Origin of the sequence: Micromonospora sp. CA-244673, assembly GCF_050948395.1 — a bacterium.
Classification (GTDB): Bacteria; Actinomycetota; Actinomycetes; order Mycobacteriales; family Micromonosporaceae; genus Micromonospora.
Map to the genome: position 1 here is coordinate 5,758,500 of NZ_CP192019.1, position 26,231 is coordinate 5,784,730.

The window sequence follows — 26,231 nt, forward strand, 5'->3', positions numbered from 1 at the left end:
CGGCTCGTCAGCGATCGGTGGGCGAAGGTTAAGCGAACTTCGAGTGGCCTGGGACCGTTCGGTGACAATCGGCACAACAGTCACCACTATCCGCGTCCGTACCGGTTTTTGGGAACGCTTCCACGCGCACTATCACGCAATTCCGATTCCCCTCGTACGCTTGACGGCACTGGTTCTGCTGAACCTGACCATTGCCATATCCGGCGCAAATACACCCCGGAGCCGCTGCCGTGCCGACCATCCCCACCACCCCAGCCGAAACCGGTCCCGAGCCGCTCGACCGCCTCCCCGACCGGCAACCGGCCGCCGCCGACCTGGCCCGCACCGCCGCCCGCGCGGCCGGCGACCTGCTCGCGCCGCCCGCGCCGGTCCGCCTCGGCGACGTGGTGCCCGCCCCGGAACAGGTGCGCCCCGACCCGGCGGTGGACTTCACCCTGTCCCCGGACGCGGCGATCCGGGTCAGCCCGGCCGGCCGGGACGTCGCCGAGCAGCTCGCCGAGTGGCTACGGCCCGCCACCGGCTTCCCCCTGCCGGTCACCGACACCACCACCGCCGACGGCCCGCTCGTGCTGACCCTGTCGGAGGCACCCCTGACCGACGCGGCAGGCTCGGCCGACGCGGCAGGCCGGTTCGACGCGGCGGGTCCGGGCGACGCGGCGGGTCCGGGCGACGCGGCGGGCGTGGCCGGCGGGCTGGGTGACGAGGGCTACCGGCTCGACGTGACCGGCGCCGGGGTGCGCATCACGGCCGCCACCCCCGCCGGGCTGTTCCACGGCGCGCAGACCCTGCGGCAGCTGCTGCCCGCCGCGATCGACGGCGCCGCCCCGGTCACCGAACGCTGGACCGTGCCCGGCGGCAGCATCGTCGACCGCCCGCGCTTCCCCTACCGTGGCGCAATGCTCGACGTGGCCCGCCACTTCTTCCCCGTCGAAGACGTGCTGCGGGTCGTCGACCACCTGGCCCGGTACAAGCTCAACCACCTGCACATGCACCTCACCGACGACCAGGGCTGGCGGATCGCCGTCGACTCCTGGCCCCGGCTCGCCGAGGTCGGCGGGACCACCGAGGTGGGTGGCGGCGCCGGCGGCTACTACACGCAGGCGGACTACCGGCGCATCGTCGCGTACGCGACCCGCCGCCACGTCACCGTGGTGCCGGAGATCGACCTGCCCGGGCACACCAACTCGGCCCTCGTCGCCTACCCGGAGCTGGCGCCCGGCAAGGTCCCGCCGCCGCCGTACACCGGCACCGAGGTCGGCTTCAGCTACGTCGACCCCGCCGACGAGCGGACGTACGCCTTCGTCGCCGACGTGGTCGGCGAGGTGGCCGCCCTGACCCCCGGCCCCTGGCTGCACCTGGGCGGCGACGAGGCGTTCAAGGTGTCGGCCGACACCTACCGCGCGTTCGTCGAGCGGGCTCAGACGATCGTCGCGGCGACCGGGAAGACCGTGGTGGGCTGGCACCAGCTCGCCCCGGCCGGGCACGTCGACGGTCGGGTGCTCCAGTGGTGGGGCACCAACGGCGACGACCCCGAGACCGCCGATGCGGTACGCCGGGGCGCCCGCCTCATCCTCTCCCCCGGCAACCGCGTCTACCTGGACATGAAGTACGCCGCCGACACCCCGATCGGGCACGACTGGGCGGGCCTCATCGACGTACGCCGTGCCTACGACTGGGATCCGGGGACGCACCTCACCGGCGTACCCGCCGAGGCCGTCCTGGGCGTGGAGGCGCCGCTCTGGACCGAATCGGTCACCGCCCTCGCCGAGGTGGAGTTCATGCTCTTCCCCCGCCTGCCCGCCGTCGCCGAGCTGGGCTGGTCGCCCCGGTCGACGCACGACTGGGCCGGCTTCCGCGAGCGGCTCGCCGGGCACGGCCCGCGCTGGACCGCCGCCGGCATCACCTTCCACCCCTCCCCCGACGTCCCGTGGCCCACGCCGACCACCGCCATCCCCACCCAACCCACCGGCAACACCACCGCCCCCACGCACTGAGCGGCGTCGGCGCTACGCGCCCCCGCGCTTCAGTGGAACGCCATGGGTGTCTCAGCCGTCCCCGAGACACCCATGGCGTTCCACCCACCGCCCCGCCCGACCCCGCACCGCAGGTGACCGGCCCGCCATGCGCGACGTCCTGGACCGCTGGTTGTTGATCAAGAAGTTCGCGTCGGGATTCGACCCGGCCGCGACGCAAACCTCTTGATCAAGGTGCCGGGCGTGGTAGGGGCGGGACGCCGGTACCGGTACGTCGGCGTCCGGGGTCGCCGATGTCGCCGGGTCCCCGACCTCGCCGAGCTCGCCGTGCTCAGGGGGCTCACCGGGCTCGCCGTGCTCAGGGGGCTCACCGGGCTCACCGGGCTCACCGGGCCCACCGGGGCTCATGGGGCCCACCGGGCTCATGGGGCCCACCGGCCCACCCGGCCCCGCCCGGCCGGGTCGCCCGCTCCGCCCACTCCACCCCGCCCACCCTGCGGATCTTGGACAGTTGTCGTTCGCTGCGAACGGTAACTGTCCAAGATCCGCGCCGTCGCCGTGCGCGCCCTGGGGTGCCCGTCCGTTTTGCGCCGGCAGGTTCAGCCGGGGGTGTCCGGTTTCGGCCGGTCGTGGCGGGTGGTCGGCGCCACCGTCGGGGCGGAATCATGCCGGGGCCGGGGTCGTTGTACATGGCAGACCGCGCAGCACCCCGCCCCCGAGCGAGGCAGCCCGGTCGGAATGACCGGCCCCCGCCGGTCGTTACACCACCCGGACCGCGCACCACCGGTCCACCACACCGGGTCGGCCGCAGGGAATCACCCCGCGACCCCGGTCGTTACATCCCCCGGGCCACGCACCACCGGCCCGCACCGGTCGAGTCAGGGAATCATCCGCTGACCCCGGCCGTTACATCCCCCGGACCACGCACCACCGGTCCGCACCGGCCGCGCCAGGGAATGACCGCAGGCCGCCGGTCGTTACATCCCCGGGACATCGGATCAGGCGTGTGGGAATCACTTCCCCGCCGCCGATGGTTACACCCCCCGGACCGCCCGAGCAGGTCACCCCCCGATCGCCCGGCACCTTCACAGACTTTCACCACGCAGCACCGCACCCCCTATCAGCGTGTGCTGTGAACCCCCGACAGAAAGGCGTGACTCATCATGCGTACCAACACCATGCTGCGAAACACCGTTCTGACCGCCGCCGGCTTCGCCGCCACCACCGTCGGTATCGCCGGGCCCGCCATCGCCGCGCAGGCCACCCCCGCCGAGAAGACCGCCCAGGTCACCACCGACCGCAAGGGCCACGGCGAGCGGGAACTCGACGTCCGCTACGAGGCGCAGCCCAACTTCTACTACTGCGGCCCCGCCGCCACCCGCAACGCCATCTCGGTGCTCGGCAAGAACATCGACGTCGACGCCATGGCCAAGGAAATGGGCACCACCGAGAACGGCACCAACAGCATCAACGACATCACCCCCGTCCTGAACAAGGAGACCGGTAAGAGCTACCACTCGGTCGAGATCAAGGACGGCAAGGCCGACGACAAGCAGACCGACACCCTGCGCGCCGACATCGTGCGCACCGTCGACGACGGCCGCGCCGTGGTCGCCAACATCGCCGGCACCGCCACCGACACCGACGGCAACACCCACTCCTTCGAGGGTGGCCACTACATCAGCGTCGTCGGCTACCAGGACAACGGCCACACCGTGACCATCGCCGACAGCGCCAACCCGAACACCGCGTCCTACCGGATCAGCGTGGACAACCTCGCCGACTGGATCGCCACCCGCGGCTACTCGGCTTCCTGATCCAGCAGCACCAACCAGCAAAAGGGCCCGACCCCACCAGGGGTCGGGCCCTTTTGCGCGTCTCGTCAACCGCCGGAGTCGTCCAGCTCGGCGCCGTCCGGCGGGGTGTCGTCGTCGCGACTGGCGAGCCAGCCGTCGGGGAGGGCGACCCTGCCCGGGGAGTTGGTCCGGCCGCGCGGCTGGCCCAGGGTCTCCACGGGGAACGGCACGGTCGGGTCGAGCTTGCCGAGCAGGTCGTCGAGCTGGGCCAGGCTGTCGATCATCGCGAGCGAGCGGCGCAGCTCGCTGCCGACCGGGAAGCCCTTCAGGTACCAGGCGACGTGCTTGCGGAAGTCGGTGCAGCCGTCGCGCTCGCCCCGGGCCGGGTTGCGGGCGCCGGCCACGAACTGGTCGACCAGCAGCTCGGCGTGCCGGCGCATGGTCGCCGCCACCTCGCCGAGGTTCGGCAGCCGCCGCTCGGTGCGCCCGTTGAAGGCGGCCTCCAGGTCGGCGAACAGCCAGGGCCGGCCCAGGCAGCCGCGCCCGACCACCACGCCGTCGACGCCGGTGTGGGCGACCATCCGCAGCGCGTCGTCGGCCTCCCAGATGTCGCCGTTGCCGAGCACCGGCACGTCGAGCGCCTGCTTGAGGGTGGCGATGGCGTCCCAGTCGGCGGTGCCCGAGTAGCGCTGCGCGGCCGTACGCCCGTGCAGGGCGACCGCGGCGACGCCGGCGTCCTGGGCGGCGAGGCCCGTCTCGACGTACGTCAGGTGGTCGTCGTCGATGCCCTTGCGCATCTTCACGGTGACCGGCACCCCGGCGGGTGCCGCCGCGGCCACCGCGGCCCGGACCAGCCGGGCGAAGAGCCGGCGCCGCCACGGCAGGGCCGACCCGCCGCCGCGCCGGGTGACCTTGGGGACCGGGCAGCCGAAGTTCAGGTCGATGTGGTCGGCGAGATTCCGCTCGACCACGATCCGCACAGCGGCGGCGGTGATCTCCGGGTCGGTGCCGTAGAGCTGGAGGCTGCGGGGCTGCTCGTCGGCGCCGAAGGCGATCATGCGGAGCGTCTTGGGGTTCCGCTCGACCAGCGCGCGAGTGGTGATCATCTCGCAGACGTAGATGCCGCCGCCCTGCTCCCGGCAGAGCCGGCGGAAGCCGACGTTGGTGATCCCGGCCATCGGCGCGAGCACCACGGGCGGCCACACCTCGTGCGGGCCGAGGGTCAGCGGGCGCAGCGCGGGCAGGGTCGGGGCGGTCACCGCACAAGTGTACGGGGCCCCGACCGACCGGTCGGGGCCCCGTGACCAGCGTCAGCAGCCGGGCAGGCGCTCGATGAGGTAGCGCTCGACCTGGTCCAGGGAGATGCGCTCCTGGCCCATCGTGTCCCGGTTCCGCACGGTCACCGCGTTGTCGTCCAGGGTGTCGAAGTCGACGGTGACGCAGAACGGGGTGCCGATCTCGTCCTGCCGGCGGTAGCGGCGGCCGATGGCCTGCGAGTCGTCGAACTCGACCACCCAGCGCTTGCGCAGGTCGGTGGCGAGCTGCTTGGCCTTCGGCGAGAGCGCCTCGTTGCGCGACAGCGGCAGCACCGCCACCTTGACCGGGGCCAGCCGTGGATCGAAGCGCATGACGGTGCGCTTGTCCACGCCGCCCTTGGTGTTCGGGGCCTCGTCCTCGTCGTACGCCTCGAGCAGGAAGGCCAGCACCGCGCGGGTGAGGCCGGCGGCCGGCTCGATCACGTACGGCATCCAGCGCTCGCCCTTGGTCTGGTCGAAGTACGACAGGTCGACGCCGGAGTGCTTGCTGTGCGTGGACAGGTCGAAGTCGGTCCGGTTGGCGATGCCCTCCAGCTCGGCGAACTCGGTGCCGCCGAACTGGAACCGGTACTCGATGTCGACGGTGCGCTTCGAGTAGTGGGAGAGCTTCTCCTTGGGGTGCTCGTAGAAGCGCAGGTTCTCCTCGGAGAGGCCCAGGTCGAGGTACCAGTTCCAGCGCTCGGAGAGCCAGTACTCGTGCCACTGCTCGTCGGTGCCCGGCTCGACGAAGAACTCCATCTCCATCTGCTCGAACTCGCGGGTCCGGAAGATGAAGTTGCCCGGGGTGATCTCGTTGCGGAACGACTTGCCGGTCTGGGCGATGCCGAACGGCGGCTTCTTGCGGGCGACCGTCTCCACGTTCTTGTAGTTGACGAAGATGCCCTGCGCGGTCTCCGGGCGCAGGTAGTGCATGCCCTCGTCGCTCTCCACCGGGCCCAGGTAGGTCTTCATGAGGCCGTTGAACATCTTCGGCTCGGTGAAGGTGCCCTTGTTGCCGCAGTTCGGGCAGTTCAGCTCGGTCAGCGAGGTGAGCGGCTTGCCGTGCTTGGCCTCGTACGCCTCTTCGAGGTGGTCGGCGCGGAACCGCTTGTGGCAGGACTGGCACTCGGTGAGCGGGTCGACGAACTCGGCGATGTGGCCGCTGGCCTCCCAGACCTTGCGGGCCAGGATGACCGCGGAGTCGAGGCCGACGACGTCGTCGCGCTGCTGGACCATGGTCTTCCACCACTGCCGGCGGACGTTCTCCTTGAGCTCGACGCCGAGCGGACCGTAGTCCCAGGCCGACCGGGTGCCCCCGTAGATCTCGCTGGAGGGGAAGACGAAGCCTCGGCGCTTGGCGAGGCTGACGACGGCGTCGATACGGTCGGCTGGCATGTTTCCTCCTACGCCGGCTGGCGGTCGGCGGGGGCGATGTGAGTGGAACCGGACGGTTCGGGACAACGGTACGACCACCGAGGTCCCGGGCCCAGCAGAATACCGGGGCGCGGTCAGCTCACCCCGCACACCTCCATGCCGCCCGTCTGCTGGTCGGGCGCCAGCGTGACGGTCTGCGCCTCCCGCCGGCCGCCGGCCAGGGTCACGTCCACCGGCACGGTCAGCGTCGTGGTGTCGACGTCGCCCACCCGGTAGCCGGAGACCTGCGGCTCGGTGGCGACCCGCTGCTCGAACTCCGCCCGGGACTCGCGCCGCCGGGCGTCGTCGCAGAGCTGGTCGTACGCCTTGGACCAGTCCTTGACGACGAGCGCCTGGTAGTAGTCGTCGGTGACCGCCCGGCCCTGCTCCTCGACGGCCTGCACGTTGCTCACCGCGAGCCCGACCACGGCCGCGCCGCCCCCGCCGCAGCAGAGCAGCACGGCCAGCGCGCCGACGCCCAGGCCGAGCCAGAGCCGGGCCCGGCCGCCCTCGGTGGGCGGCGCGGCGAACGGCGGGGCGACTCCGGGGCCGGGCGGCGGCGCGGGGACGCCCGGCTCGCCCGGCGACACCGGCGGGACACCGGGCGGCGGGGCGGGGACGCCGGGCTCGGCCGGGGATCCCGGCGCCGGCGGCACGCCGGAGGGCACGGGCGGGGGTGGTGGGGCAGCCGGCCCGGGAGCGGTCATACGCGCCAGGGTAGTGCCCCCGGCCTCACCGGTAAGGACCTGCGGCCCGATCACTGGCCACCACGACGATCTCGCCGTCCGGCGCGGCACTGGCCAGCGTCTCGTACGCCGAGGGCTCGTCCACCGACCGGGCGAGAAGCGGCACCGCGGTGACCTTGACGTCGAACCCGCCGAGCGCCCGGCGGTACGCCCCGACGGACTCCCACTCGGTGAGCAGGCACCAGTGGTCGGGGTCGTCCAGCGCCCGGAGCAGTTCGCCGCGCAGGTAGCCCGGGCGGGCGGCGAGCGCGGTGAGCGCGGCGTGCGCCTGCCGGGTGAACTCGTCGGCCTCGTCGGCGTCCACCACGAACCGGTTGGTGACCAGCACCGGGTTCCTCCTCGTAGAGTCTGTGCCATGCAGCGTACGCAGACTCCCGTGCTGTCCCGGCTGGCCCGGCTCAACCCGACGACGGTGTTCCTGGCCGCGCTGGTCCTGGTGCTGGTCGGGCTCTTCGCGCCCGGTGTGGCGGGCGGGGTGCTGCTGCTGGCGCTGGCCGCGGGGCTGGTGTGGCTGATGACCGTCACCTGGGCGGTGCAGGCGCGGGCCACCCGGATGCTGCGGCTGGTGATGCTGACCCTGCTGATCGCGATCGCGCTGGCGAAGCTGCTCTGACCGTTGACCTGCGCAGACATGCAATCATGCGTTTTTGACAATCAATTTCGTTATCGCGGACAGTAGTGGCATGACCGTCCGCTCAGCCTCCCGCGCCCTCGCCGCCGCCACCGCCGCCCTGCTCACCCTGGGCGGCCTCGCCGCCTGCTCGGGCGACGGCGGCGGGAGCGACCCGGACCGGGTCGACGTGGTGGCCGCGTTCTACCCCCTCCAGTTCCTCGCCGAGAAGATCGGCGGCGACGCGGTCGCCGTCACCAGCCTGGCCAAGCCCGGCGCCGAGCCGCACGACCTGGAACTCAACCCACGGCAGGTGGGCCAGGTGGCCGACGCCGAGTTGATCGTCTACCTCTCCGGCTTCCAGCCGGCCGTGGACGAGGCGGTCGAGCAGAACGGCGGCGACCGGGCGTTCGACGTGGCGGGCGTGCAGCCGCTGCTCGACGCCGCCGCGGGCGGCCACCAGCACGAGGGTGAGGCCGGTCACGAGGAGGAGTCCGGCGGCAAGGACCCGCACCTCTGGCTGGACCCGACCCGGCTGGCGACCGCCGGCGACCGGCTCGCCGAGCGGCTCGGCAAGGCCGACCCGGGCCGGGCCGGCGACTTCACCGCCCGGGCGGCGGCGCTGCGCGCCGAGCTGACCGGGCTCGACGCCGACTACACCCGGGGCCTGGCCACCTGCCAGCGCCGGGAGATCGTGACCAGCCACACCGCCTTCGGCTACCTGGCCGACCACTACCGGCTCGAACAGGTCGGCATCACCGGCCTCAGCCCCGACGCCGAGCCAGCCCCGCAGCACCTCGCCGAGGTGGCAGAGGAGGCCCGGGAGCACGGCGCCACCACCATCTTCTTCGAGACGCTGGTCAGCCCGAAGATCGCCGAGACCGTCGCCCGGGAGGTCGGGGCGCGGACCGCCGTGCTCGACCCGATCGAGGGCCGGCCCGCCGACGGCGACTACCTCTCGGCGATGCGCACCAACCTCCAGACCCTGCGGACCGCCTTGGACTGCTCATGACCGACCCCGTCATCCAGGTCGCACACGCCGCCGTCGGCTACGACGGCCGGGCGGTGCTGCGCGACGTCTCACTGACCGTCACCGCCGGCGAGGTGGTCGCCGTGCTCGGCGCCAACGGCTCCGGCAAGTCGACCCTGATCCGTGCCGTGCTCGGCCTCGTGCCGCTGGGCGCCGGCTCGGTCACCCTCTTCGGCACGCCCCAGCGCCGCTTCCGGCAGTGGCACCGCATCGGGTACGTCCCGCAGCGGCTCGGCGCGGGCAGCGGCGTACCCGCCACGGTGGGCGAGGTGGTGGCGTCCGGGCGGCTGGCCCGCCGGGGCGTGCTGCGCCCGTCGGGGCGGGCCGACCGGGAGGCGGTGGCCGCGGCCCTGCGCGCGGTCGGGCTGGCCGACCGGGCCGGCGACCCGGTCGCCACGCTCTCCGGCGGCCAGCAGCAGCGCACCCTCATCGCCCGGGCCCTGGCCGGCCGGCCCGAGCTGCTCGTGCTCGACGAGCCGACCGCCGGGGTGGACGCGGCCAGCCAGGAGGCGTTCGCCGGCGCGCTGCGCGGCTTCCGCGACGGCGGCGGCACCGTGCTGCTGGTCGCCCACGAGCTGGGGCCGCTGCGCCCGCTGATCGGCCGGGCCGTCGTCGTCCACCAGGGCGCCATCTGCCACGACGGCCCGGTGCCGGAGCCGGCCGGGCACCACGCCGAGCCGGGCCACGACCACGTGCACCCGCACTGCGACGAGGAGCCCGCCGGGCTGTGGAGCATGTGATGGACCTCTTCCAGTACGACTTCATGCTGCGCGCCCTGGTCGGCGCGCTGGTCATCGGGCTGGCCGCCCCGGCGCTCGGCATCTACCTGGTGCAGCGCCGGCTGGCGCTGATCGGCGACGGCATCGGCCACGTGGCGCTCACCGGCGTCGGCGCCGGGCTGCTGCTCAACCGCTCCCCCGTGCTGGTCGCGGTCGTCGCGGCCACGCTCGGCGCGATCGTGATCGAGCTGGTCCGCTCGCGCGGGCGCACCTCCGGGGACCTGGCCCTGGCCCTGCTGTTCTACGGCGGCATCGCCGGCGGCGTGATGCTGGTCGGGCTCTCCGACGCCGGCAGCGGCAAGCTCAACGCGTACCTCTTCGGGTCGCTGACCACGACGTCGCCGGCCGACCTGATCACCATCCTGGTGCTCGGCGTGGCGATCCTGGTGACCATGCTGGCGCTGCGCCCGGCGCTCTTCGCGGTCTGCCACGACGAGGAGTACGCGCGGGTCTCCGGCCTGCCGGTGCGGGCGTTGAACCTGCTCCTCGCGGTCGGCACCGCCGTGACCGTCACCATCGCCATGCGGGCGGTCGGGGTGCTGCTGATCAGCGCGCTGATGGTGGTGCCGGTGGCCACCGCGCAGCAGGTGACCCGGGGCTTCCGGGCCACCATGGCGGCGGCCATGGCGCTGGGGCTGTTCGCGGCCGGTGCCGGCGTCTGGGTGGCCGCCACCGCGAACACGGCGCCCGGCGCCTCGGTCGTGCTGCTGGCGATCGGCTCGTTCCTCGTGGTGGCGCTGCTGGCGGCCGGCCGGCGGGCGCTGCGCCGGCGGACCCGCCCGGCCGCCGCGCCGGTGGCCGAACCGCCGGAGCACGAGGTGGTCCTGCGGTGAGGCCGTCCGGGCCGCCGCTGCTGGCATTGGTTACCGTTACGGGGTGACGGTCACGAACGGGTACGACGCCTTCGAGGGCGCGGGTGACCTGCTGCGCGCGCTGTCGGCGCCGATCCGGCTGGCGATCGTGAGCGAACTGGCCGCTGGCGAGCGCTGCGTGCACGAGCTGGTGGAGAAGCTCGGCGCCCCGCAGCCCCTGGTCTCCCAGCACCTGCGGGTGCTGCGCGGCGCCGGCGTGGTGCGCGGCTCGCGGCGCGGCCGGGAGATCGCGTACGCGCTGGTGGACGAGCACGTCGCGCACATCGTGGCGGACGCCGTGAGCCACGCCGGGGAGGGACCGTCGTGACCGAGGGGGCGCTGCGCAACACCCGGCAGCGGACCGCGGTGAGCGCCCTGCTGGCCGAGGTCGACGGCTTCCACAGCGCCCAGGACCTGCACGCCATGCTGCGCCAGCGCGGCGAGCGGGTCGGGCTGACCACCGTCTACCGGACCCTGCAGGGGCTGGCCGACGCGGGCGAGATCGACGTGATGCGCCCGCCCGGCGGCGAGCACCTCTACCGGCGGTGCAGCGAGGGCCATCACCACCACCTGGTCTGCCGGGCCTGCGGCCGGACCGTGGAGGTGGCCGGCCCCGCGGTGGAGAGCTGGGCCGAGCGGGTCGCCGCCGAACACGGGTACGTGCAGGTCAGCCACACCCTGGAGATCTTCGGCACCTGCCCGGCCTGCGCCGGCTGACAAAACCGACCCGTGCCCGGGCGGCCGGGCCGTGGCACGCTGTCCGGCGTGAAGATCTACGCCGACCGTTTTCCGACCGCCCTCCGTCAGCTCCTCACCGATCTGCTCGTGGTCGTCTGGGTGTACGCGGCGATCCGCTTCGCGCTCTGGCTGCACGACCTGGTCGAGAAGCTCGCCGTACCGGGACAGAAGCTGGAGGGGGCCGGCGGCGGGCTCGCCGACAACCTGGCCGACGCCGGCGGCAAGGTCGGCCGGGTGCCGCTGGTCGGCGACGAGCTGACCGGCCCGTTCACCAAGGCCGCCGAGGCCGCCCGCGCCGTCGCCGAGGCCGGCCGCGACCAGCAGGAACTGGTCGGCCAGCTGGCCCTGGCGCTGACCGTCGCCGTGCTGGTCTTCCCGCTCGGGCTGGTGCTGTTCGGCTGGCTGCCGCTGCGGGTGCGCTGGATGCGCCGGGCCGGCGCGGCGAAGGCGCTGGCCGCCGCCCCGGCCGGGCGGGACCTGCTGGCGCTGCGCGCGCTGGCCGGGCAGCCCCTCGCCAAGTTGAACCGGATCGCGCCGGACGTGGCCGAGGCGTGGCGCCGCGGCGACGACGCGACGGTGGACGCTCTCGCCGCGCTGGAGCTGCGCGGACTCGGGCTGCGCACCGGCCGGTAAGGTGTGCCGGTGCTGTACTTCCTGATCGTCGTCGCGGTCCTGCTGCTGATCTACGCGGGCGTCCTGGTGAGCTTCGTCCGCAAGGGCCGCCGGATCCCGCCGGCCGCGTACCTGGTGCTGGCCGGCCTGAACGGCCTCATCCTGGCCGGCGTGATCGCCTGGGCGGTCGCCCGCTGACGGCGGGCCCCCGCCGCGACCGGCGGGGGCCTCCGACCGTCACGCCGTGGGCGGGATGCGGCGGCGCACGTCCTGCGCCGTGGACGGGCCGGGCTCCCAGCGGGCCACCCAGGGCTGATCGGCGGGCGGGGTGACCACGCCCTCCTCGACCGAGGCGTAGCGGCCCGCGAGGATGCGCTTCGCGGCGGCCACGTCCACCGCGTCGGTGTTGGACCACAGGCCGGTGAACAGCTCGTCGACGCGCAGCCGGGCCTGCCGGCAGAACAGGTCGGCCAGCTCGACGTTCTCCGGGTGCTCGGCGCGCTCGGCGACGGCCCGGACGCAGACCGCCGACATGGCGAACAGCTCCGCGCCGATGTCCACCACCCGGCCGAGGAACGCCTGCTTGCGCTCCATCTTCCCCTGCCAGCGGGACATCGCGTAGAAGGTGGACCGGGCCAGCTTGCGGGAGGTGCGCTCCACGTGCCGCAGGTGCCCGGCGAGCGGGCCGAACTCGTGGTAGGCGCCGGGCGCCTGGCCCTTGCCGACGGCCAGGGTGGGCAGCCACCTGGCGTAGAAGACGCCGGCCCGCGCGCCGGCCTTCGCCTTGCGGCCCAGCCCGGCGTCCGGGTCGATGATGTCGCCCGCCACCGAGAGGTGCGCGTCGACCGCCTCGCGGGCGATCAGCAGGTGCATGATCTCGGTGGAGCCCTCGAAGATCCGGTTGATCCGCAGGTCGCGCAGGAGCTGCTCGACCGCGGCCGGGCGCTCGCCCCGAGCCGCCAGGGAGTCGGCCGTCTCGTAGCCGCGCCCGCCCCGGATCTGGATGAGCTCGTCGGCGATCTTCCAGGCCATCTCGCTGGCGTAGAGCTTCACCAGCGCGGCCTCGATGCGGATGTCGTTGCGGTCGTCGTCGGCGAGCAGGCAGCAGAGGTCCAGCATGGACTCCATGCCGTACGTGGTGGCGGCGATGAAGGCCAGCTTCTTGGCGACCGCCTCGTGTTCGCCGACCGGCCGGCCCCACTGGACCCGGTCGGCGGCCCATTCACGGGCCACGTTCAACGCCCACTTGCCCGCGCCCACGCACATGGCCGGCAGCGAGAGCCGGCCGGTGTTCAACGTGGTCAGCGCGATCTTCAGGCCCTTGCCCTCGCCGCCGATCACGTTCTCCTTCGGCACGAAGACGTCGTGGAACCGGGTGACGCTGTTCTCCAGGCCGCGCAGCCCGATGAAGGCGTTGCGCCGCTCGACGGTGATGCCCTCGCTGTCGCCCTCCACCACGAAGGCGGTGATGCCGCCGCGCCGCCCCTCCGCCGCCGGCACCCGGGCCATCACCACGAGCAGGGTGGCGACCGTGCCGTTGGTGGCCCACAGCTTCACCCCGTTGAGCCGGTAGCCGGTGCCGTCCTCGGTCGGCTCGGCCGTGGTGGCCAGGCGGGCCGGGTCGGAGCCGACATCCGGCTCGGTGAGCAGGAAGGCGGAGACCTCGCCGGCGGCCAGCCGGGGCAGGAAGTGCTCCTTCTGCTCCGGGGTGCCGAACATCTTCAGCGGCTGCGGCACACCGATCGACTGGTGCGCGGAGAGCAGCGCGCCGATCGACGGGTTCACCGAGCCGGCCCGCATCAACGCCCGGCAGTAGTGCAGGTTGCTCAGCCCGAGGCCGCCGTGCTTCCGGTCGATCTTCATGCCGAACGCGCCGAGCCGGGCCAGGCCGTGGAACACCTCGTCGGGGATGCGCGCGTCCCGCTCGATGGCCGCACCGTCCACCTCGGAGTCCAGGTACGCCCCGAACGCGGCGAGGAACTCGTCGGCCCGCGCCGCCTCCGCCGGGTCGAGGCGCGGCCACGGGTTGATCAGGTCGAGCTGGAAGCGGCCGAGGAACAGTTCCTTGCCGAAGCTGGGCCGGTCCCAGGCCGACTCGCGGGCCGCCTCGGCGACCTGCCGCGCCTCCTTTTCGGAGACCTGGCCGGCCTCGGCGGGCAGCGGCCCGGCCCCGTCCGCGCCGGCCGGTGGCTGCGGGTCGTCGATCGGCGCCACCCGCCCGGTCGGGCCGCCGTGTCCGGCGGGGTCGGGTCGGCTGTTCTGTGTCGTGGTCACGGCTGCCTCCTGGAGACCTCGGTCCGGCTGCGTCGACGTGCGACGGAAACGACGCTACCCCCGGGTGTTACCCAGGGGTAGCCTCGCGCGCACGTCCGATTTGGCAGGTCCGCGCGGTCAGTCGCCGGCCAGCGACCGCGGATCGTCGTCCTCGTCGTCGATGTCCTCGTCGCCCCAGCCGCGCCGGGCGAACGGCAGGATCACCCAGAACATCAGGAACCAGAGCCCGGTGAGCGCGCTGAGCAGGAACGCGATCGGGCGGTCCAGCACGAAGTCGGTGATCAGCAGGACCGCGCTGACCATCGAGATCAGCATGAAGGCGAGGCCGCCGGTGGCCATCCGGTGCGCGAAGCGGACCAGCTCCGGCTTGCGGCCCTGGCGGAACAGCGCCCGGTGGAAGGCGACCGGCGAAATGATCATCGCGGTGGCCGCGGCGGCGGACAGCAGGGCGACGATGTAGACGTCCCGCTGGAATTCCGAGGTCCGGGTGAAACCGTTGCTGAACGGCAGGGTCAGCAGGAAGGCGAAGAGGATCTGCACCCCGGTCTGCGCGACCCGCAACTCCTGGAGGAGGTCGGCGAAGTTGCGCTGCCAGCGCTGCTTCTCGGTTTCCTTGGACACCCGCTACCTCCAGGGAAGACGCTACTGCCGGTGAGGGCTCCCCACCGGCAGTACCGCCTGTGCCCCGTCGCGCCGGGCGTGAAACCGGTTCAGGACCCGCGGCGGATCCGGCCCGCGTACCGGGCCTCCAGCTCCGCGTTGTGCTCGTCGCCGCCGGTGATGTTGGCGGACAGGTAGACCGGGGGCTGCTCCCCCGCCGCGAGCAGCCGGGCGACCACCTCCGCGACGATCTGCTGGGCCAGCAGCGCGGCAGTGATCGAGGACACCGCGCCCACCGCGCCGCCGCCGGGCAGCGGCAGGGTGGCGTCGCCGTACGGGGCGCCGTTGTCCAGCACCACGTCCGCGAAGTCGGCGAGCTTGCGCCCGGACGGGTGGCGCGAGGTCATCCGGGCCGAGTGCTGCGCCGAGGTGATCGCCACCAGCCCGTGCCCACGCTCCTTGACGACGGCGGCGAACTCGACCATGGCGCCGTTCACCCCGGAGTTGGAGGCGAGCACGAACACGTCCTGCGGCCGGACCGGGGCCAGCTCGTAGAGGCGGTGCGCCACGGCCGGCTCACGCTCCAGCTTCGGACCGAGCACGTCGGCCGGCTCGCCGCCGTGCAGCACCAGATCGCGCAGGGCGATCCGGTTGGTGGGGACCAGACCGCCGGCCCGGCCGGCGATCTCCATGGCGAGGGCCTCCGAGTGGCCCGTGCCGAACGCGTGCACCACCCCGTCGGCGCGCAGCGACGCGGCGATCAGGTCGGCCGCCCGGGCCACGTTCTCCCGCTGGTCGGCGGCGACCCGGGCGATCGTCTCGGTCACGATCGCCAGGTACGCCTCGGCGCTCACCGTCATGCTTCCTCCGTCCCTCGGGGTCGGGCCAGCCACTCGACCGCGAAGTCGACCGCCACCCGCTGCCTCATCAACCGGCCCGTCCCGTCGCCGACCGGCCCGAGCCGCACCGCACCGGTGGCCTCCAGGTCGGCGCCGAGCCGGGCGAAACACTCCTCGTCCAGGTCCACGTCGTCCCACCACACCCACTCCCGGCCGCCGTCGCCGGTCAGCACGGCCGCGCCGCAGCGCTGCCGGGGCGGCGCCGGTTGCCGGTACTCCGCCAGGTGCAGGGACGTGTTGCTGCCGTGGTCCACGCCGAGCAGCAGCACGTCGGCGTCGAGATCGTAGAGGCGGGCCAGCGGGGAGCCCTCGCCCAGCATGTCGGCCCGCGCATGGCCGTCGACGATCCGCGCCGCGGCCGGCCCGAGCGCGGCGAACGAGACGAACGGATGGTCGCTGCGCCGCGCCCCCGGCCAGGTGCGGACCAGCTCGGCCAGCGCGCCCATGAACCGGCTCGGTGTCACCGCCGGGTCGAAGCCGGGCGTCTCGTCGCGGATCACCGGCCACCAGTCCGCCGGCACCGGCGGGTTGCTCCACCCCGCCGGGTCGCTGTTCTCCGGCGTGTGGGTGGGCACCACCACCGTGCCGGCCGGGCCGAGCACGTCGCGCAGGGCGAGCAGCACGGCCTCCGGGCCGCCGCAGAGGAAGCCCAACGGGCGCAGGGAGGCGTGCACGAGAACGGTCCCGCCGGGGCGTACCCCCAGGTCGCGGAGCTGGGCGGCGAGCGACGCGCGGGTGTGCGGCCGGGCCGGCGCGGGGCTCGCGGTCATCGGCCGGCGCGGGCCAGGATCGCCGCGGCCAGCGGGCCGGGCGCCTCGTCCGGGATCCAGTGGGTGACGTCGGGCAGCACCACGAAGCGGTAGTCGCCCGTGACGTGGGCCGCGCACGCGTCGGCGGCGGTCCGCCCGATCGCCACGTCCCGGTCGCTCCAGACGAACGTGGTCGGCACGCCCACCGGCCCGACGGCCTTCATGTCCGCCCCGGTCATGGCCCGATACCAGTTCAATGCCGCGGTCAGCGCGCCCGGCTCGCGCATCGGGTCGGCGTAGCGGGCCACCCGGTCGGCGTCACCCGCCCCGGACAGCATCCGGCGCAGGGTCGCCGCGCGGAACGCCAGCAGCACCTTCTCCGCCTTGCCCGGCTTGCGGAACAGGGCGATGTAGGAGGAGCGGGCCTTCTGCCGCGGGTCGGTGGCGAGCGCATGCCCCATGGCGGCCGGGTGCGGCACCGACACCGCGGTCAGCGTGCGCACCCGCTCCGGGTGCGCCGCCGCCAGTCCCCACGCCACGATCGCGCCCCAGTCGTGGCCGACCAGGTGGGCGGCGGTCACCCCGAGCGCGTCCAGCACGGCGGCCGCGTCGGCCACCAGCTCCGGAATCCGGTACGCCCCGACGTCCGCCGGCCGGGCGCCGGGCGAGTAGCCGCGCTGGTCGAGCGCGTAGGTGCGCAGCCCGGCCGCGTGCAGCGCGGGGGTCACCTCGTCCCACTCACCGGAGTGCTGCGGGAAGCCGTGCAGCAGCAGGACGGGCTCACCGCCCTCGGGGCCGCCGGTGCGTACCTCGAACGTCAGCCCTCGCGCCTCGACCCGCATGGCCGCCACCCTAACGGGCGATCGCCCTGCTGGGCCCGACGGCGGGGTCGGTGCTAGCGTCTGCGACGAGACAACTTCACATCCGACAGGGGAGCGCACAGCGCTGAGAGTGCGGGCCGGTGCCCGCAGACCCTCGAACCTGATCTGGGTAATGCCAGCGCAGGGAGTTCGGTCGACCTCCAGCCGCGCCGCCGTCCGGTGACCACCGGGCGCGGCGTGCGTCTTCTCCTGGTTCGCCTCACAGAACTGGGAGCAACCATGGACAGCACCAACCGGTGGCGCACCATCGACATCGTCGTGGCCTCCGTGCTCGCGGTGGCGTTCGGCATCATCTTCTGGGCCTGGGGCCTGCTCTGGAACGGGCCGGCCGACGCCGTTCCGCTGCCCGGTCGCGCCGTCCTGTACGGCGTCTGGCTGGTGCCGGCCGTGCTGGGCGCCCTCGTCGTCCGGAAGCCGGGCGCGGCGCTCTTCACCCTCACCCTGGCCGCGCTGGTCTCTGTGGCGCTGGGCACGAGCTGGGGCTGGACGATCGTCGTGCAGGGCCCGCTGGAGGCGGCCGCCGCCGAGCTGGCTTTCGCGCTCTTCGCGTACCGCAGCTACCGGCTGCCCGTGGCGCTGCTCGCCGCGACGCTGGCCGGTCTCGCGGCGGCGATCTACGACGTCTTCGTCTGGTACCCGGGCACCGCGTGGGGCAGCTTCCGCCTGCCCTACATCCTGCTGACCGCCGCCAGTTCGCTGGTGGTGGCCGGACTGGGCAGCGTCGCCCTCACCCGGGCCCTGGCCAACACGGGTGTCCTTGACCGCTTCCCCGCCGGCCGCGAACGCGCCGCCGTCTGACCGCCCCCGCCGACCGCGTTGATCAAGGAGTTTGCGTCGGCCGAGGCGGTTTTCCAGACGCGAACTCCTTGATCAACCAAGCTGGGGCCGGAAGGGCCGGAGGGAGGTGGCGCGGTGGGAGCCGTGAGCCTGCGGGGGTTCGGGTGGCGGCACGCCGGGCGGAAGGGCTGGGCCGTGCGCGGGGTGGACCTGCGCGTCGAGGTTGGCGAGCGGGTGTTGCTGCTCGGGGCTTCCGGGGCCGGTAAGAGCACGCTGCTGGCGGCGCTGGCCGGGTTGCTGCCGGAGGACTCCGGCGAGCAGGAGGGCACCGTCGAGATCGACGGGCTCGACCCGCGCAAGGCCCGGGAACGCGTCGGCGTCGTCTTCCAGGACCCGGAGAGCCAACTGGTGATGGCCCGCTGCGGCGACGACGTGGCGTTCGGGTTGGAGAACCGGGGGGTGCCCGCCGACGAGATCTGGCCCCGGGTGGACGAGGCGCTGCGCCGCGTCGGCTTTCCCTACCACCGGGACCGGCCCACGGCCGCGCTGTCCGGCGGCGAACAGCAGCGGCTCGCCCTGGCCGGGGCGCTCGCCCTGCGGCCGGGACTGCTGCTGCTCGACGAGCCCACCGCCAATCTCGACCCGGCCGGCGCCACCCTCGTCCGGCAGGCCGTCGCGGACGCCGTCGACGCCGACACCACCCTGATCCTGGTCGAGCACCGGGTCGCCGAGGCGCTGCCGCTGGTCGACCGGGTGGTCGTGCTGGAGCCCGGCGGCGGCGTGCGGGCCGACGGGCGCCCCGACGCGGTCTTCGCCGCGTACGGCGACGCGCTGGCCGACGCCGGGGTCTGGGTGCCCGGCCACACCGTGCCGCCCCGGCACGCCAGCACGCCGCCCGGCGAGGTGTTGCTCACCGCCGACCGGCTCGGCCTGCCGCCCCGGCTGGCCCCCACCGACCTTCGGGTACGCGCCGGCGAAGCGCTCGCCGTCCTCGGCCCCAACGGCGCCGGCAAGTCCACCCTGGCCCTGCTGCTCGGCGGGCTGCTCCGCCCCGGCACCGGTACGGTCACGGCCACCCCGGCCCTGGCCGGCCGGGACGCGGGCACTCCCCCGCACCGCTGGCGGGCGCCCGCCCTGGCCCGGCGGATCGGCTCGGTCTTCCAGGACCCGGAGCACCAGTTCGTCACCGGCACCGTCCGGGACGAGCTGGCCCTCGGACCCCGCCGCACCGGCCAGCCCGAGCCCGCCGTGACGGCGACGGTGGACGCCCTGCTGGCGCGGCTGCGCCTGGACCGGCTGGCCGGGGCCAACCCGTACACCCTCTCCGGCGGCGAGGCCCGGCGGCTGAGCGTGGCGACCGCCCTGGCCACCGCGCCCCGCCTGCTGATCTGCGACGAGCCCACCTTCGGCCAGGACCGGCGGACCTGGCGGGAACTCATCGACCTCTTCGCCGAGCTGCGCGACGCCGGCCACGGCGTCGTCGCGGTCACCCACGATCCCGACTTCGTGGCCGCGCTCGCAGACCGGACCCTCACCCTGGAGCGCCGGACGCCCGGAGGCCGGTCGTGATCGGCGTCGAACCCGTCGCGGCGGCGGGCGCGCCGCTGGCCCGGCGCAACCCGGTGGCGAAGCTGGCCGCCGCGTTGCTCTTCTCGGTCGTCCTGATCGCCACCCTGGACCCGGTCGCCCCGGCGATCGCCATCGCGGTCGAGTTGGCCGTGCTGCCGCTGTTCGGCATCCGCTACCGGGTGCTGGCCCGGCGGGCCTGGCCCCTGCTGGCCGGCGCCGGCGGCATTCTGGTCACCCTGGTGCTCTTCGCCGCCGACCGGTCCGGTCCGGTGCTGCTCACGGTTGGTCCGCTGCTGGTCACCCAGGGAGTGCTGGTCACCGCGCTGGGCCTGGTGCTGCGCATGCTCGCGGTGGCGCTGCCGGGGATCATCGTGTTCGCCACCACCGACGCGACCGACCTGGCCGACGCGCTGATCCAGAACGCGAAGGCGCCCGCCCGGTTCGCCATCGGGGCGCTGGCCGCGTTCCGGCTGGTGCCGCTGCTGGAGGAGGAGTGGCGGATGATCAGCATGGCGCGCCGGGCCCGGGGCGTGGACGCCGGCCGCAACCCGGTGGCCAAGCTGCGGCTGTTCGGGTCGACGGCGTTCGCGCTGCTGGTCGGGGCGATCCGGCGGGGCACCCGGCTGGCCGTCGCCATGGACGCCCGGGGCTTCGACGCCGGCACCCCGCGTACGGTCGCCCGGCGGCAGCGCTTCACCCGGGCCGACACCCTGCTGGTCGTCGCCGCCGGGGCGCTCGGCGCGGCGGCGCTGACGGTCAGCGTGCTGCTGGGCACCTTCCGCCCGCTGATCGGCTGAGCCCCGCTACCGCCGCGGCTGGGCCACCCCGCTCCGGTACGCCAGCACCACCGCCTGCACCCGGTCCCGCACCCCGAGCTTGGCGAAGATGCGGTTCACGTGCGTCTTCACGGTCGCCTCGCCGACGAAGAGCCGGTCGGCGATCTCCCGGTTGGACAGGCCGAGGGCCATCATCCGCAGCACCTCGGTCTCGCGCGCGGTCAGGTCGGCGAGGCTCGGGTGGGCGACCACCGACGCGGTCGCGGTGTAGTGGTCGATCAGACGGCGGGTGATCGACGGGGAGAGCAGGGCGTCGCCCCGGGCCGCGGTCCGCACCGCCTCGGCCAGCTCGCGGGGCGGAGTGGTCTTGAGCATGAACCCGGAGGCGCCGGCGCGCAGCGCCCGGTAGACGTACTCGTCGAGGTCGAAGGTGGTCAGCATGATGATCCGGATGTCGCTCCGCGCCGCCAGGATCCGCTCGGTGGCGGCGATCCCGTCCACCGGTGCCATGTGGATGTCCATCAGCACCACGTCGGGAGCGAAGCGGGTCGCCAACTGCACGGCCTCCTCGCCGTCGGCCGCGTCGGCGACCACCTCGAGGTCCGGCTGGGCGGTGAGGATCAGGCGGAGCCCGCCGCGCACCAGCGCCTCGTCGTCGGCGATGAGGACCCGGGTCATCGGGTGGTCCCTGCCGTGGCCAGTGCGCCGGCCGACGCTTCGGCGTCGAAGGGCAGCGTGACGCGTACCTCGAAGCCGCCCCGCGGGCGGGGACCGGCGTTCACGGTGCCGCCGAACAGCTCCGCCCGCTCCCGGATGCCGGTGAGGCCGTGGCCGGTGCCGGCGTTCCGCCGGGCCGGGCCGGCACCGTCGTCCGTCACGTGCAGCCGGAGGGCGTCGCCGGCCACCTCGATCGACACGGCGACGGCCGCGCCCGGCGCGTGCCGGGCGGCGTTGGTCAGCGCCTCCTGGAGGATCCGGTAACCGCTGACGTCGGCGGCGGCCGGGATCGCGTCGAGGTCACCCGTGACGGTCACGTCGACCCGCCCGCCGGCCAGGGTCACCCCGGCGGTCAGCCCGTCGATCCGCCGCAACGACGGCAGCCCCTCCGGGGCCGCCTCCGCGCCGCGGAGGATCACCAGCAGCCGGCGCAGCTCGGTGACCACCTCGCGCCCGACCTCCTGCACCGCGTCGAGGGACGTCCGGGCCTGACCCGCGTCCGAGTCGAGCACCGCCTGCGCCGCGGCGGCCTGCAGCACCATCACCGAGACCCCGTGCGACACGATGTCGTGCAGTTCACGGGCCACGCGCAGCCGTTCGTCCGTCCGGGCGGCGGCCTCCCGCTCGGCGGCCAGCGCCACCAGCCGGGCCGCCTGCGCCCGCCGCATCCGCACGGCGTATCCGGGGCCGAGCACGGCGAGCCCCACGAACAGGATGAAGACCCAGTCGGAGTCGCCGGCCATGGCGTTCTCGATGCCGAGCGGGAGGAGATAGCCGGCCGCGGCGACCGGGACCGCGGCCCGGCCACCCACCGCGACGCAGGCGAAGGTGGCCGCCACCAGCGCCAGGAGCGGCACGACCGGCCACTCCGGCAGGACCGGCGTGAAGCTCTGCGCGGTGAAACAGGCCCCGGCGACCACGGCGGCCGTCCGGGGGTACGCCGTGCAGCCGGCCACCGCGAGGCCGTAACCGACCAGCAGCACGGTGAGGACGGCGAGCCAGCCGGTGGAGAGCGCGGCGAGGTCCGGCCCCTCCCCCTCGACGTAGCCGGCCAGCGGGACGTACAGCTCGGCCAGGCCGAACGCGAACAGCGCGGCCCCGGCGAGCGAGGTGGCCACACCGCGCCACCGGGCCCGGACGTCGAGGGCAGACATGCCGGAAGGGTAGCCACGGCGGGCAGCTCTCCGCGTCCACCCACGGGTGTAGCGACGGCCGCCGACACTCCACCCGGGGCTCAACTTCCGCGCCGACGACCCGGGCCGGGTGTGGCTCCTAGCGTCCCTCCCACGACTTCGAGAGGAGACACTGATGGACGACAGCACTGGCGGGCGGACCGGTCGGCGGCTCACCGCGGGCGCCCTGCTCTGCGGCGGCGTGGTGTACGGCGTCGCCAACGCCTTCTACTGGGTGATGTTCCCCGACGACGTGGCCGACACCGCGGGGAACGTGGCGGTGGCCGCCGGGAACCTGGGCGCGTGGCGGGTGGAGACCGTGCTGTTCGCGCTGGCTCACCTGCTGCTGCTGCCCGCGACGCTCGGGCTGGCCGCCACGCTGCACCCGCGCAAGCCGGTGGCCGCCATGATCGGCGGGGCCACGGCGCTGCTCGGGCTCTACTTCGCCACCGTCCACCTGTGGCAGTACAACGCCTTCTTTGGGGCCCTGGCCGGCGGCGGTGTGGACGCCGACGCCGCCCGCCCGGTGACGACCGCGATCGACGGGGATCCGTTCGTGATGGCGTCGTTCGCGGTGTGGCTGCTCGGCTGGCTGGTCGGCCTCCTCGTGCTGGCCTTCGGCGCGTGGCGGGCCCGCCTCGTGGCCCTCTGGGTGCCGCTGCTGCTCACCGCCGGGCAGGTGCTGGACCTGGTCGGCTCGGGCGTCCCGGTGAAGCTGGCGGTGAGCGCGCTCATGGTGGCCGGCTTCGTGGGCCTGGCTCTCGGCGTGGCGCGACGGCGCAGTGTCGAGGCGCCGGCCGGGACGGCGACCCCGGCGACCGCCGCCGCCTGAGGGGCGAACGCGGGCGCGGGGGGCACCGCCCGCGGTTTCGGGTGCAGTTGTCGTCGCCGCAGCGGCGACAACTGCACCCGACACGGCCTCAGCTGCGCCGGAAGGCGTAGAACCGGGTCTGACCGGCGCGCTGGCTGCGCCCCCCGAGCCGGGCCTCGCGACCGGCCGGCGGGCCGGCCTTCGGCGGCGGCGGCGTGTCGGCACGGCCGGGCAGGGTCACCGGCGCGACGGGCGCCACGGTGAGCGCGTCGAGATCCGGCGGGCTGAGGTCCACCGGGGACGGCGCGGGCTTCTGGAGCTTCTTCGGACTGCGCTTGGCGGGCATACGCTGCCTCCTGACTGTCGGGCACCCGTGGGCACGGCGAGCGGGGAACACCCGGGCGGTCCGACGAGGCATGCGACGCCGCCACCCGACGGTGGCGCGGAGAATGCGGGACGCCCGGGGCGCACGATCCACGGCGGTACGCACGGTGGACCGGGCCTTCGAGAGGTGGGCGTCAGTTACGCATGAGAGCACGCTAACCCACCCCCGGGCCGCCCGCAGCCGAATTACGGGCACGACCGGCGAGGACCGACCGCGACCATGCCCTCACCCGCCGTCGACGTCCCGGCCCGGCCCCGCGCCACCCGCGATACGGTCGCAGCACGGGCAGCGGAGACGAGGGGTGGCGGTACGCATGGCACAGCAGGCGACGGCGCAGATCGGGGTCACCGGTCTGGCGGTGATGGGCCGCAACCTGGCCCGGAACCTGGCCCGCAACGGTTTCACCGTGGCGGTGCACAACCGCTCGCCGGAGCGCACCCGCAGCCTGGTGGCCGAGCACGGCGACGAGGGCACGTTCGTGCCCTCGGAGTCGATGGCCGACTTCGTCGCCTCGCTGGAGCGCCCCCGCGCCGTGATCGTCATGGTGAAGGCGGGCGCCCCCACCGACACGGTGATCGACGAGCTGGTCCCGCTGCTGGAGGAGGGGGACATCGTCGTCGACTGCGGCAACGCGCACTTCGCCGACACCCGCCGCCGGGAGGAGGCGCTGCGCGGGCACGGGCTGCACTTCGTCGGCACCGGCGTCTCCGGCGGTGAGGAGGGCGCGCTGCGCGGGCCGAGCATCATGCCGGGCGGCTCGGCCGAGTCCTACCGGAAGCTCGGCCCGATCTTCGAGCGCATCGCCGCTCAGGTGGACGGCGTCCCGTGCTGCCGGCACATCGGACCGGACGGCGCCGGCCACTTCGTGAAGATGGTCCACAACGGCATCGAGTACGCGGACATGCAGCTCATCGCCGAGGCGTACGACCTGCTCCGGGCCGGCCTGTCGGCGAGCCCGGCGGAGATCGCGGAGGTCTTCCGCGAGTGGAACGGCGGCGAGCTGGAGTCCTTCCTCATCGAGATCACCGCCGAGGTGCTCGGGCACGGCGACGCGGCCACCGGCCGGCCCTTCGTGGACGTGGTGCTCGACCAGGCCGAGCAGAAGGGCACCGGCCGGTGGACCGTGCAGAGCGCGCTGGACCTCGGCATCCCGATCACCGGCATCGCCGAGGCCACGTTCGCCCGGTCGCTCTCGGGGCACGCCGACCAGCGCGCCGCCGCCCGCCGCGCGTTCCCCGACGCGGGCGAGAAGTGGCAGGTGGACGACCGGGACACGTTCGTCGAGGACGTCCGGCGGGCGCTGCTGGCCAGCAAGATCGTCGCGTACGCGCAGGGCTTCGACCACATCCGTGCCGGCAGCCGGGAGTACGACTGGGACATCGACCTGGGCGGCACCGCCACCATCTGGCGGGGCGGCTGCATCATCCGGGCCCGTTTCCTGGACCGGATCCGGGAGGCGTACGACACGGAGCGGGACCTGCCGACGCTGCTGGTCGCCCCCTGGTTCGCCGACCGGGTCGGCGCCGGGGTCCCGGCCTGGCGGCGGGTGGTGGCCGACGCGGCCCGGGCGGGCGTGCCCACCCCGGCCTTCTCGTCGTCGCTGGCCTACTTCGACGCGTTGCGGGCCGAGCGGCTGCCGGCCGCGCTGATCCAGGGGCTGCGGGACAACTTCGGCGCGCACACCTATCACCGGGTGGACCGGGAGGGGTCGTTCCACACCCTGTGGGCGGGCGACCGCTCGGAGGTGGCGGGCTGAGCGCGCTCAGGCGAGCCCGGCGTGCATCTCCCAGACGAGGATCTCCGCCGGCTCGGCGGCGGTCACCCGCTGGCCCCCGGCCATGGTGATCCGGGCCGCGTCGCCCTCGTCGAGCCGCCCGGCCGCCTCCAGGGTCACGCCGCCGCTGGGCACGTAGAGGTGCAGGAAGGGCGCGTCGGGCAGGTTCACCGAGTCGCCGGGAGCGAGCCGGGCGGCGTGCAGGGTGGCGTACCGGTTGCGGATCCGGATGGCGGAGGCGCCGTCGTACCGGTCCATCCCGGAGGCGACCGGCACGAGGCCGCCCCGCAGCAGCTCGTCGCCGATCTCCAACTGCTCGTAGCCCGGGTCGATCCCCTCCTCGTCGGGGAGCACCCACATCTGCACGAAGTGGACCGGGTCCTGGTGCGGGGCGGTGTTCTCCAGCCGCCACGAGTCGTTCTTCTCCGAGTGCAGGATGCCGGTGCCGGCGCTCATCCGCTGGGCCAGGCCCGGGTAGATGACGCCCGAATGGCCCGTGGAGTCCTGGTGCACGAGGGAACCCCGCAGCACCCAGGTCACGATCTCCATGTCCTGGTGCGGGTGGGTCTCGAACCCGGTGCCCGGGTGCACCACGTCGTCGTTGTTGACCAGCAGCAGCCCGTGGTGGGTGTTGGCCGGGTCGTAGTGCCGGGAGAACGAGAAGGAGTGCTTGGAGTCGAGCCAGGACAACCGGGTGGCGAACCGGTCGGCGGCCCGGCGTACGTCCACGGCCGGGGCGGGTGCGACAGCGGTCACCAGGCACGCTGCCCGGTCTCGGTGGGCGCCCAGGTCAGCGCCGGTTCGCCGGTGGCCAGCTCGCCGATCTCCCCGGCGCGGACGGCGGGGGCGTGGCCGAGTTCGTCGCAGTGCTGCTCGGCGATCTCCGCGCAGATCTCGGCGACCTGTTCGCAGATCGGGCTGCCCAGGTCCGCCGCGTTCAACGCCATGATCATTTTGAACCGGAGATCGTGCATCCTCCACCCCCGTGGCGGGCGCGTCCCGGC

General features: G+C 74.0%; 29 protein-coding genes and 1 riboswitch. Of the genes, 15 read left to right on the top strand and 14 right to left on the bottom strand.

Annotation, left to right across the window (positions count from 1 at the left end; all coding sequences use genetic code 11):
- Positions 1-230: 230 nt before the first annotated feature.
- A complete protein-coding gene (locus ACQP12_RS26290) occupies positions 231-1,994 on the top strand; it encodes a beta-N-acetylhexosaminidase (RefSeq protein WP_433282820.1) in 1,764 nt (587 codons plus the stop codon).
- 1,142 nt (positions 1,995-3,136) lie between these two features.
- Positions 3,137-3,790 (top strand): C39 family peptidase, encoded by a 654-nt coding sequence (locus ACQP12_RS26295; protein ID WP_433282821.1) that lies wholly within the window; start codon positions 3,137-3,139, stop codon positions 3,788-3,790.
- 65 nt (positions 3,791-3,855) lie between these two features.
- Here the strand turns inward: ACQP12_RS26295 and dusB are convergent, their stop codons facing one another.
- The 4 genes from dusB to ACQP12_RS26315 form a co-directional block, all read right to left on the bottom strand.
- Positions 3,856-4,947 (bottom strand): tRNA dihydrouridine synthase DusB, encoded by a 1,092-nt coding sequence (dusB, locus tag ACQP12_RS26300; RefSeq protein ID WP_433289459.1) that lies wholly within the window; start codon positions 4,945-4,947, stop codon positions 3,856-3,858.
- Positions 4,948-5,079: 132 nt separating this feature from the next.
- On the bottom strand, positions 5,080-6,459 hold the full coding sequence (locus tag ACQP12_RS26305) for a glycine--tRNA ligase (protein ID WP_357939198.1): 1,380 nt from the start codon (positions 6,457-6,459) through the stop codon (positions 5,080-5,082).
- A 113-nt stretch (positions 6,460-6,572) separates the two neighbouring features.
- Positions 6,573-7,067: an Rv0361 family membrane protein gene (locus tag ACQP12_RS26310; RefSeq protein WP_357940030.1), complete on the bottom strand. Its 495-nt coding sequence runs from the start codon at positions 7,065-7,067 to the stop codon at positions 6,573-6,575.
- Positions 7,068-7,209: 142 nt separating this feature from the next.
- Positions 7,210-7,551 carry an antibiotic biosynthesis monooxygenase family protein gene (locus ACQP12_RS26315; protein ID WP_357939196.1) on the bottom strand — a complete coding sequence of 114 codons (342 nt, stop codon included), beginning with the start codon at positions 7,549-7,551 and terminating at the stop codon, positions 7,210-7,212.
- A 27-nt stretch (positions 7,552-7,578) separates the two neighbouring features.
- Between ACQP12_RS26315 and ACQP12_RS26320 the strand changes: the two genes are divergently transcribed.
- The 8 genes from ACQP12_RS26320 to ACQP12_RS26355 all read left to right on the top strand — a co-directional run bounded on the left by ACQP12_RS26320 (position 7,579) and on the right by ACQP12_RS26355 (position 12,041).
- The gene (locus ACQP12_RS26320; RefSeq protein WP_433282824.1) at positions 7,579-7,836 is read left to right on the top strand and encodes a DUF6703 family protein; all 258 of its coding nucleotides are present in this window, start codon (positions 7,579-7,581) and stop codon (positions 7,834-7,836) included.
- Between the two features lie 70 nt (positions 7,837-7,906).
- The gene (locus tag ACQP12_RS26325) at positions 7,907-8,845 is read left to right on the top strand and encodes a metal ABC transporter substrate-binding protein (protein ID WP_433282826.1); all 939 of its coding nucleotides are present in this window, start codon (positions 7,907-7,909) and stop codon (positions 8,843-8,845) included.
- Entirely contained in the window at positions 8,842-9,603 is a 762-nt protein-coding gene (locus ACQP12_RS26330; RefSeq protein ID WP_433282828.1) for a metal ABC transporter ATP-binding protein, read from the top strand. The genes ACQP12_RS26325 and ACQP12_RS26330 overlap by 4 nt, the downstream gene beginning before the upstream one ends.
- Complete coding sequence (locus tag ACQP12_RS26335; protein WP_433282831.1) at positions 9,603-10,475, top strand: metal ABC transporter permease; 873 nt, start codon at positions 9,603-9,605, stop codon at positions 10,473-10,475. Before ACQP12_RS26330 ends, ACQP12_RS26335 begins: the two co-directional genes overlap by 1 nt.
- A gap of 43 nt (positions 10,476-10,518) precedes the next feature.
- Positions 10,519-10,821, top strand: a complete 303-nt coding sequence (locus ACQP12_RS26340) for an ArsR/SmtB family transcription factor (RefSeq protein WP_357939187.1) — start codon at positions 10,519-10,521, stop codon at positions 10,819-10,821.
- Positions 10,818-11,210: a Fur family transcriptional regulator gene (locus tag ACQP12_RS26345; protein WP_357939185.1), complete on the top strand. Its 393-nt coding sequence runs from the start codon at positions 10,818-10,820 to the stop codon at positions 11,208-11,210. Before ACQP12_RS26340 ends, ACQP12_RS26345 begins: the two co-directional genes overlap by 4 nt.
- A 48-nt stretch (positions 11,211-11,258) precedes the next feature.
- Positions 11,259-11,864 carry a hypothetical protein gene (locus ACQP12_RS26350; protein ID WP_433282833.1) on the top strand — a complete coding sequence of 202 codons (606 nt, stop codon included), beginning with the start codon at positions 11,259-11,261 and terminating at the stop codon, positions 11,862-11,864.
- 9 nt (positions 11,865-11,873) lie between these two features.
- Positions 11,874-12,041, top strand: a complete 168-nt coding sequence (locus tag ACQP12_RS26355) for a hypothetical protein (RefSeq protein WP_167537054.1) — start codon at positions 11,874-11,876, stop codon at positions 12,039-12,041.
- A 39-nt stretch (positions 12,042-12,080) separates the two neighbouring features.
- Here ACQP12_RS26355 and ACQP12_RS26360 read toward each other — a convergent pair whose 3' ends face one another.
- The 5 genes from ACQP12_RS26360 to ACQP12_RS26380 form a co-directional block, all read right to left on the bottom strand.
- Positions 12,081-14,117 carry an acyl-CoA dehydrogenase family protein gene (locus ACQP12_RS26360; protein WP_433282835.1) on the bottom strand — a complete coding sequence of 679 codons (2,037 nt, stop codon included), beginning with the start codon at positions 14,115-14,117 and terminating at the stop codon, positions 12,081-12,083.
- Positions 14,118-14,234: 117 nt separating this feature from the next.
- Entirely contained in the window at positions 14,235-14,738 is a 504-nt protein-coding gene (locus tag ACQP12_RS26365; RefSeq protein WP_357939181.1) for a DUF6328 family protein, read from the bottom strand.
- A gap of 89 nt (positions 14,739-14,827) precedes the next feature.
- Positions 14,828-15,577, bottom strand: coding sequence for a sugar isomerase domain-containing protein (locus ACQP12_RS26370; RefSeq protein WP_433282837.1), 750 nt, complete (start codon positions 15,575-15,577; stop codon positions 14,828-14,830).
- The gene (locus ACQP12_RS26375; RefSeq protein WP_433282839.1) at positions 15,574-16,386 is read right to left on the bottom strand and encodes an aminoglycoside N(3)-acetyltransferase; all 813 of its coding nucleotides are present in this window, start codon (positions 16,384-16,386) and stop codon (positions 15,574-15,576) included. The genes ACQP12_RS26370 and ACQP12_RS26375 overlap by 4 nt, the downstream gene beginning before the upstream one ends.
- Positions 16,383-17,207: an alpha/beta fold hydrolase gene (locus tag ACQP12_RS26380; RefSeq protein ID WP_433282841.1), complete on the bottom strand. Its 825-nt coding sequence runs from the start codon at positions 17,205-17,207 to the stop codon at positions 16,383-16,385. The genes ACQP12_RS26375 and ACQP12_RS26380 overlap by 4 nt, the downstream gene beginning before the upstream one ends.
- 77 nt (positions 17,208-17,284) lie before the next feature.
- Positions 17,285-17,391, top strand: a riboswitch (TPP riboswitch).
- A 74-nt stretch (positions 17,392-17,465) separates the two neighbouring features.
- Here ACQP12_RS26380 and ACQP12_RS26385 point away from each other — a divergent pair.
- From ACQP12_RS26385 to ACQP12_RS26395, 3 genes are all read left to right on the top strand, one after another.
- Positions 17,466-18,044 carry an ECF transporter S component gene (locus ACQP12_RS26385; protein ID WP_357939172.1) on the top strand — a complete coding sequence of 193 codons (579 nt, stop codon included), beginning with the start codon at positions 17,466-17,468 and terminating at the stop codon, positions 18,042-18,044.
- A gap of 114 nt (positions 18,045-18,158) precedes the next feature.
- Complete coding sequence (locus ACQP12_RS26390; RefSeq protein WP_433282843.1) at positions 18,159-19,592, top strand: ABC transporter ATP-binding protein; 1,434 nt, start codon at positions 18,159-18,161, stop codon at positions 19,590-19,592.
- Positions 19,589-20,389 carry an energy-coupling factor transporter transmembrane component T family protein gene (locus ACQP12_RS26395; protein ID WP_433282844.1) on the top strand — a complete coding sequence of 267 codons (801 nt, stop codon included), beginning with the start codon at positions 19,589-19,591 and terminating at the stop codon, positions 20,387-20,389. Before ACQP12_RS26390 ends, ACQP12_RS26395 begins: the two co-directional genes overlap by 4 nt.
- Positions 20,390-20,395: 6 nt before the next feature.
- Here the strand turns inward: ACQP12_RS26395 and ACQP12_RS26400 are convergent, their stop codons facing one another.
- Both ACQP12_RS26400 and ACQP12_RS26405 read right to left on the bottom strand, forming a co-directional pair.
- A complete protein-coding gene (locus tag ACQP12_RS26400; protein ID WP_433282845.1) occupies positions 20,396-21,046 on the bottom strand; it encodes a response regulator in 651 nt (216 codons plus the stop codon).
- Positions 21,043-22,239 carry a sensor histidine kinase gene (locus ACQP12_RS26405; protein ID WP_433282847.1) on the bottom strand — a complete coding sequence of 399 codons (1,197 nt, stop codon included), beginning with the start codon at positions 22,237-22,239 and terminating at the stop codon, positions 21,043-21,045. Before ACQP12_RS26405 ends, ACQP12_RS26400 begins: the two co-directional genes overlap by 4 nt.
- Positions 22,240-22,393: 154 nt before the next feature.
- On the opposite strand from ACQP12_RS26405, the gene ACQP12_RS26410 reads away from it, so the two are divergent.
- Positions 22,394-23,089: a hypothetical protein gene (locus ACQP12_RS26410; protein ID WP_433282849.1), complete on the top strand. Its 696-nt coding sequence runs from the start codon at positions 22,394-22,396 to the stop codon at positions 23,087-23,089.
- Positions 23,090-23,177: 88 nt separating this feature from the next.
- Here the strand turns inward: ACQP12_RS26410 and ACQP12_RS26415 are convergent, their stop codons facing one another.
- The gene (locus tag ACQP12_RS26415) at positions 23,178-23,414 is read right to left on the bottom strand and encodes a hypothetical protein (RefSeq protein WP_433282852.1); all 237 of its coding nucleotides are present in this window, start codon (positions 23,412-23,414) and stop codon (positions 23,178-23,180) included.
- Positions 23,415-23,766: 352 nt separating this feature from the next.
- Between ACQP12_RS26415 and gndA the strand changes: the two genes are divergently transcribed.
- The gene (gene gndA, locus ACQP12_RS26420; RefSeq protein ID WP_433282854.1) at positions 23,767-25,209 is read left to right on the top strand and encodes an NADP-dependent phosphogluconate dehydrogenase; all 1,443 of its coding nucleotides are present in this window, start codon (positions 23,767-23,769) and stop codon (positions 25,207-25,209) included.
- A gap of 6 nt (positions 25,210-25,215) precedes the next feature.
- Here the strand turns inward: gndA and ACQP12_RS26425 are convergent, their stop codons facing one another.
- Positions 25,216-25,983 carry a pirin family protein gene (locus tag ACQP12_RS26425; RefSeq protein ID WP_357939156.1) on the bottom strand — a complete coding sequence of 256 codons (768 nt, stop codon included), beginning with the start codon at positions 25,981-25,983 and terminating at the stop codon, positions 25,216-25,218.
- Positions 25,980-26,201: a thioredoxin reductase gene (locus ACQP12_RS26430; protein ID WP_357939154.1), complete on the bottom strand. Its 222-nt coding sequence runs from the start codon at positions 26,199-26,201 to the stop codon at positions 25,980-25,982. Before ACQP12_RS26430 ends, ACQP12_RS26425 begins: the two co-directional genes overlap by 4 nt.
- Positions 26,202-26,231: the final 30 nt, after the last annotated feature.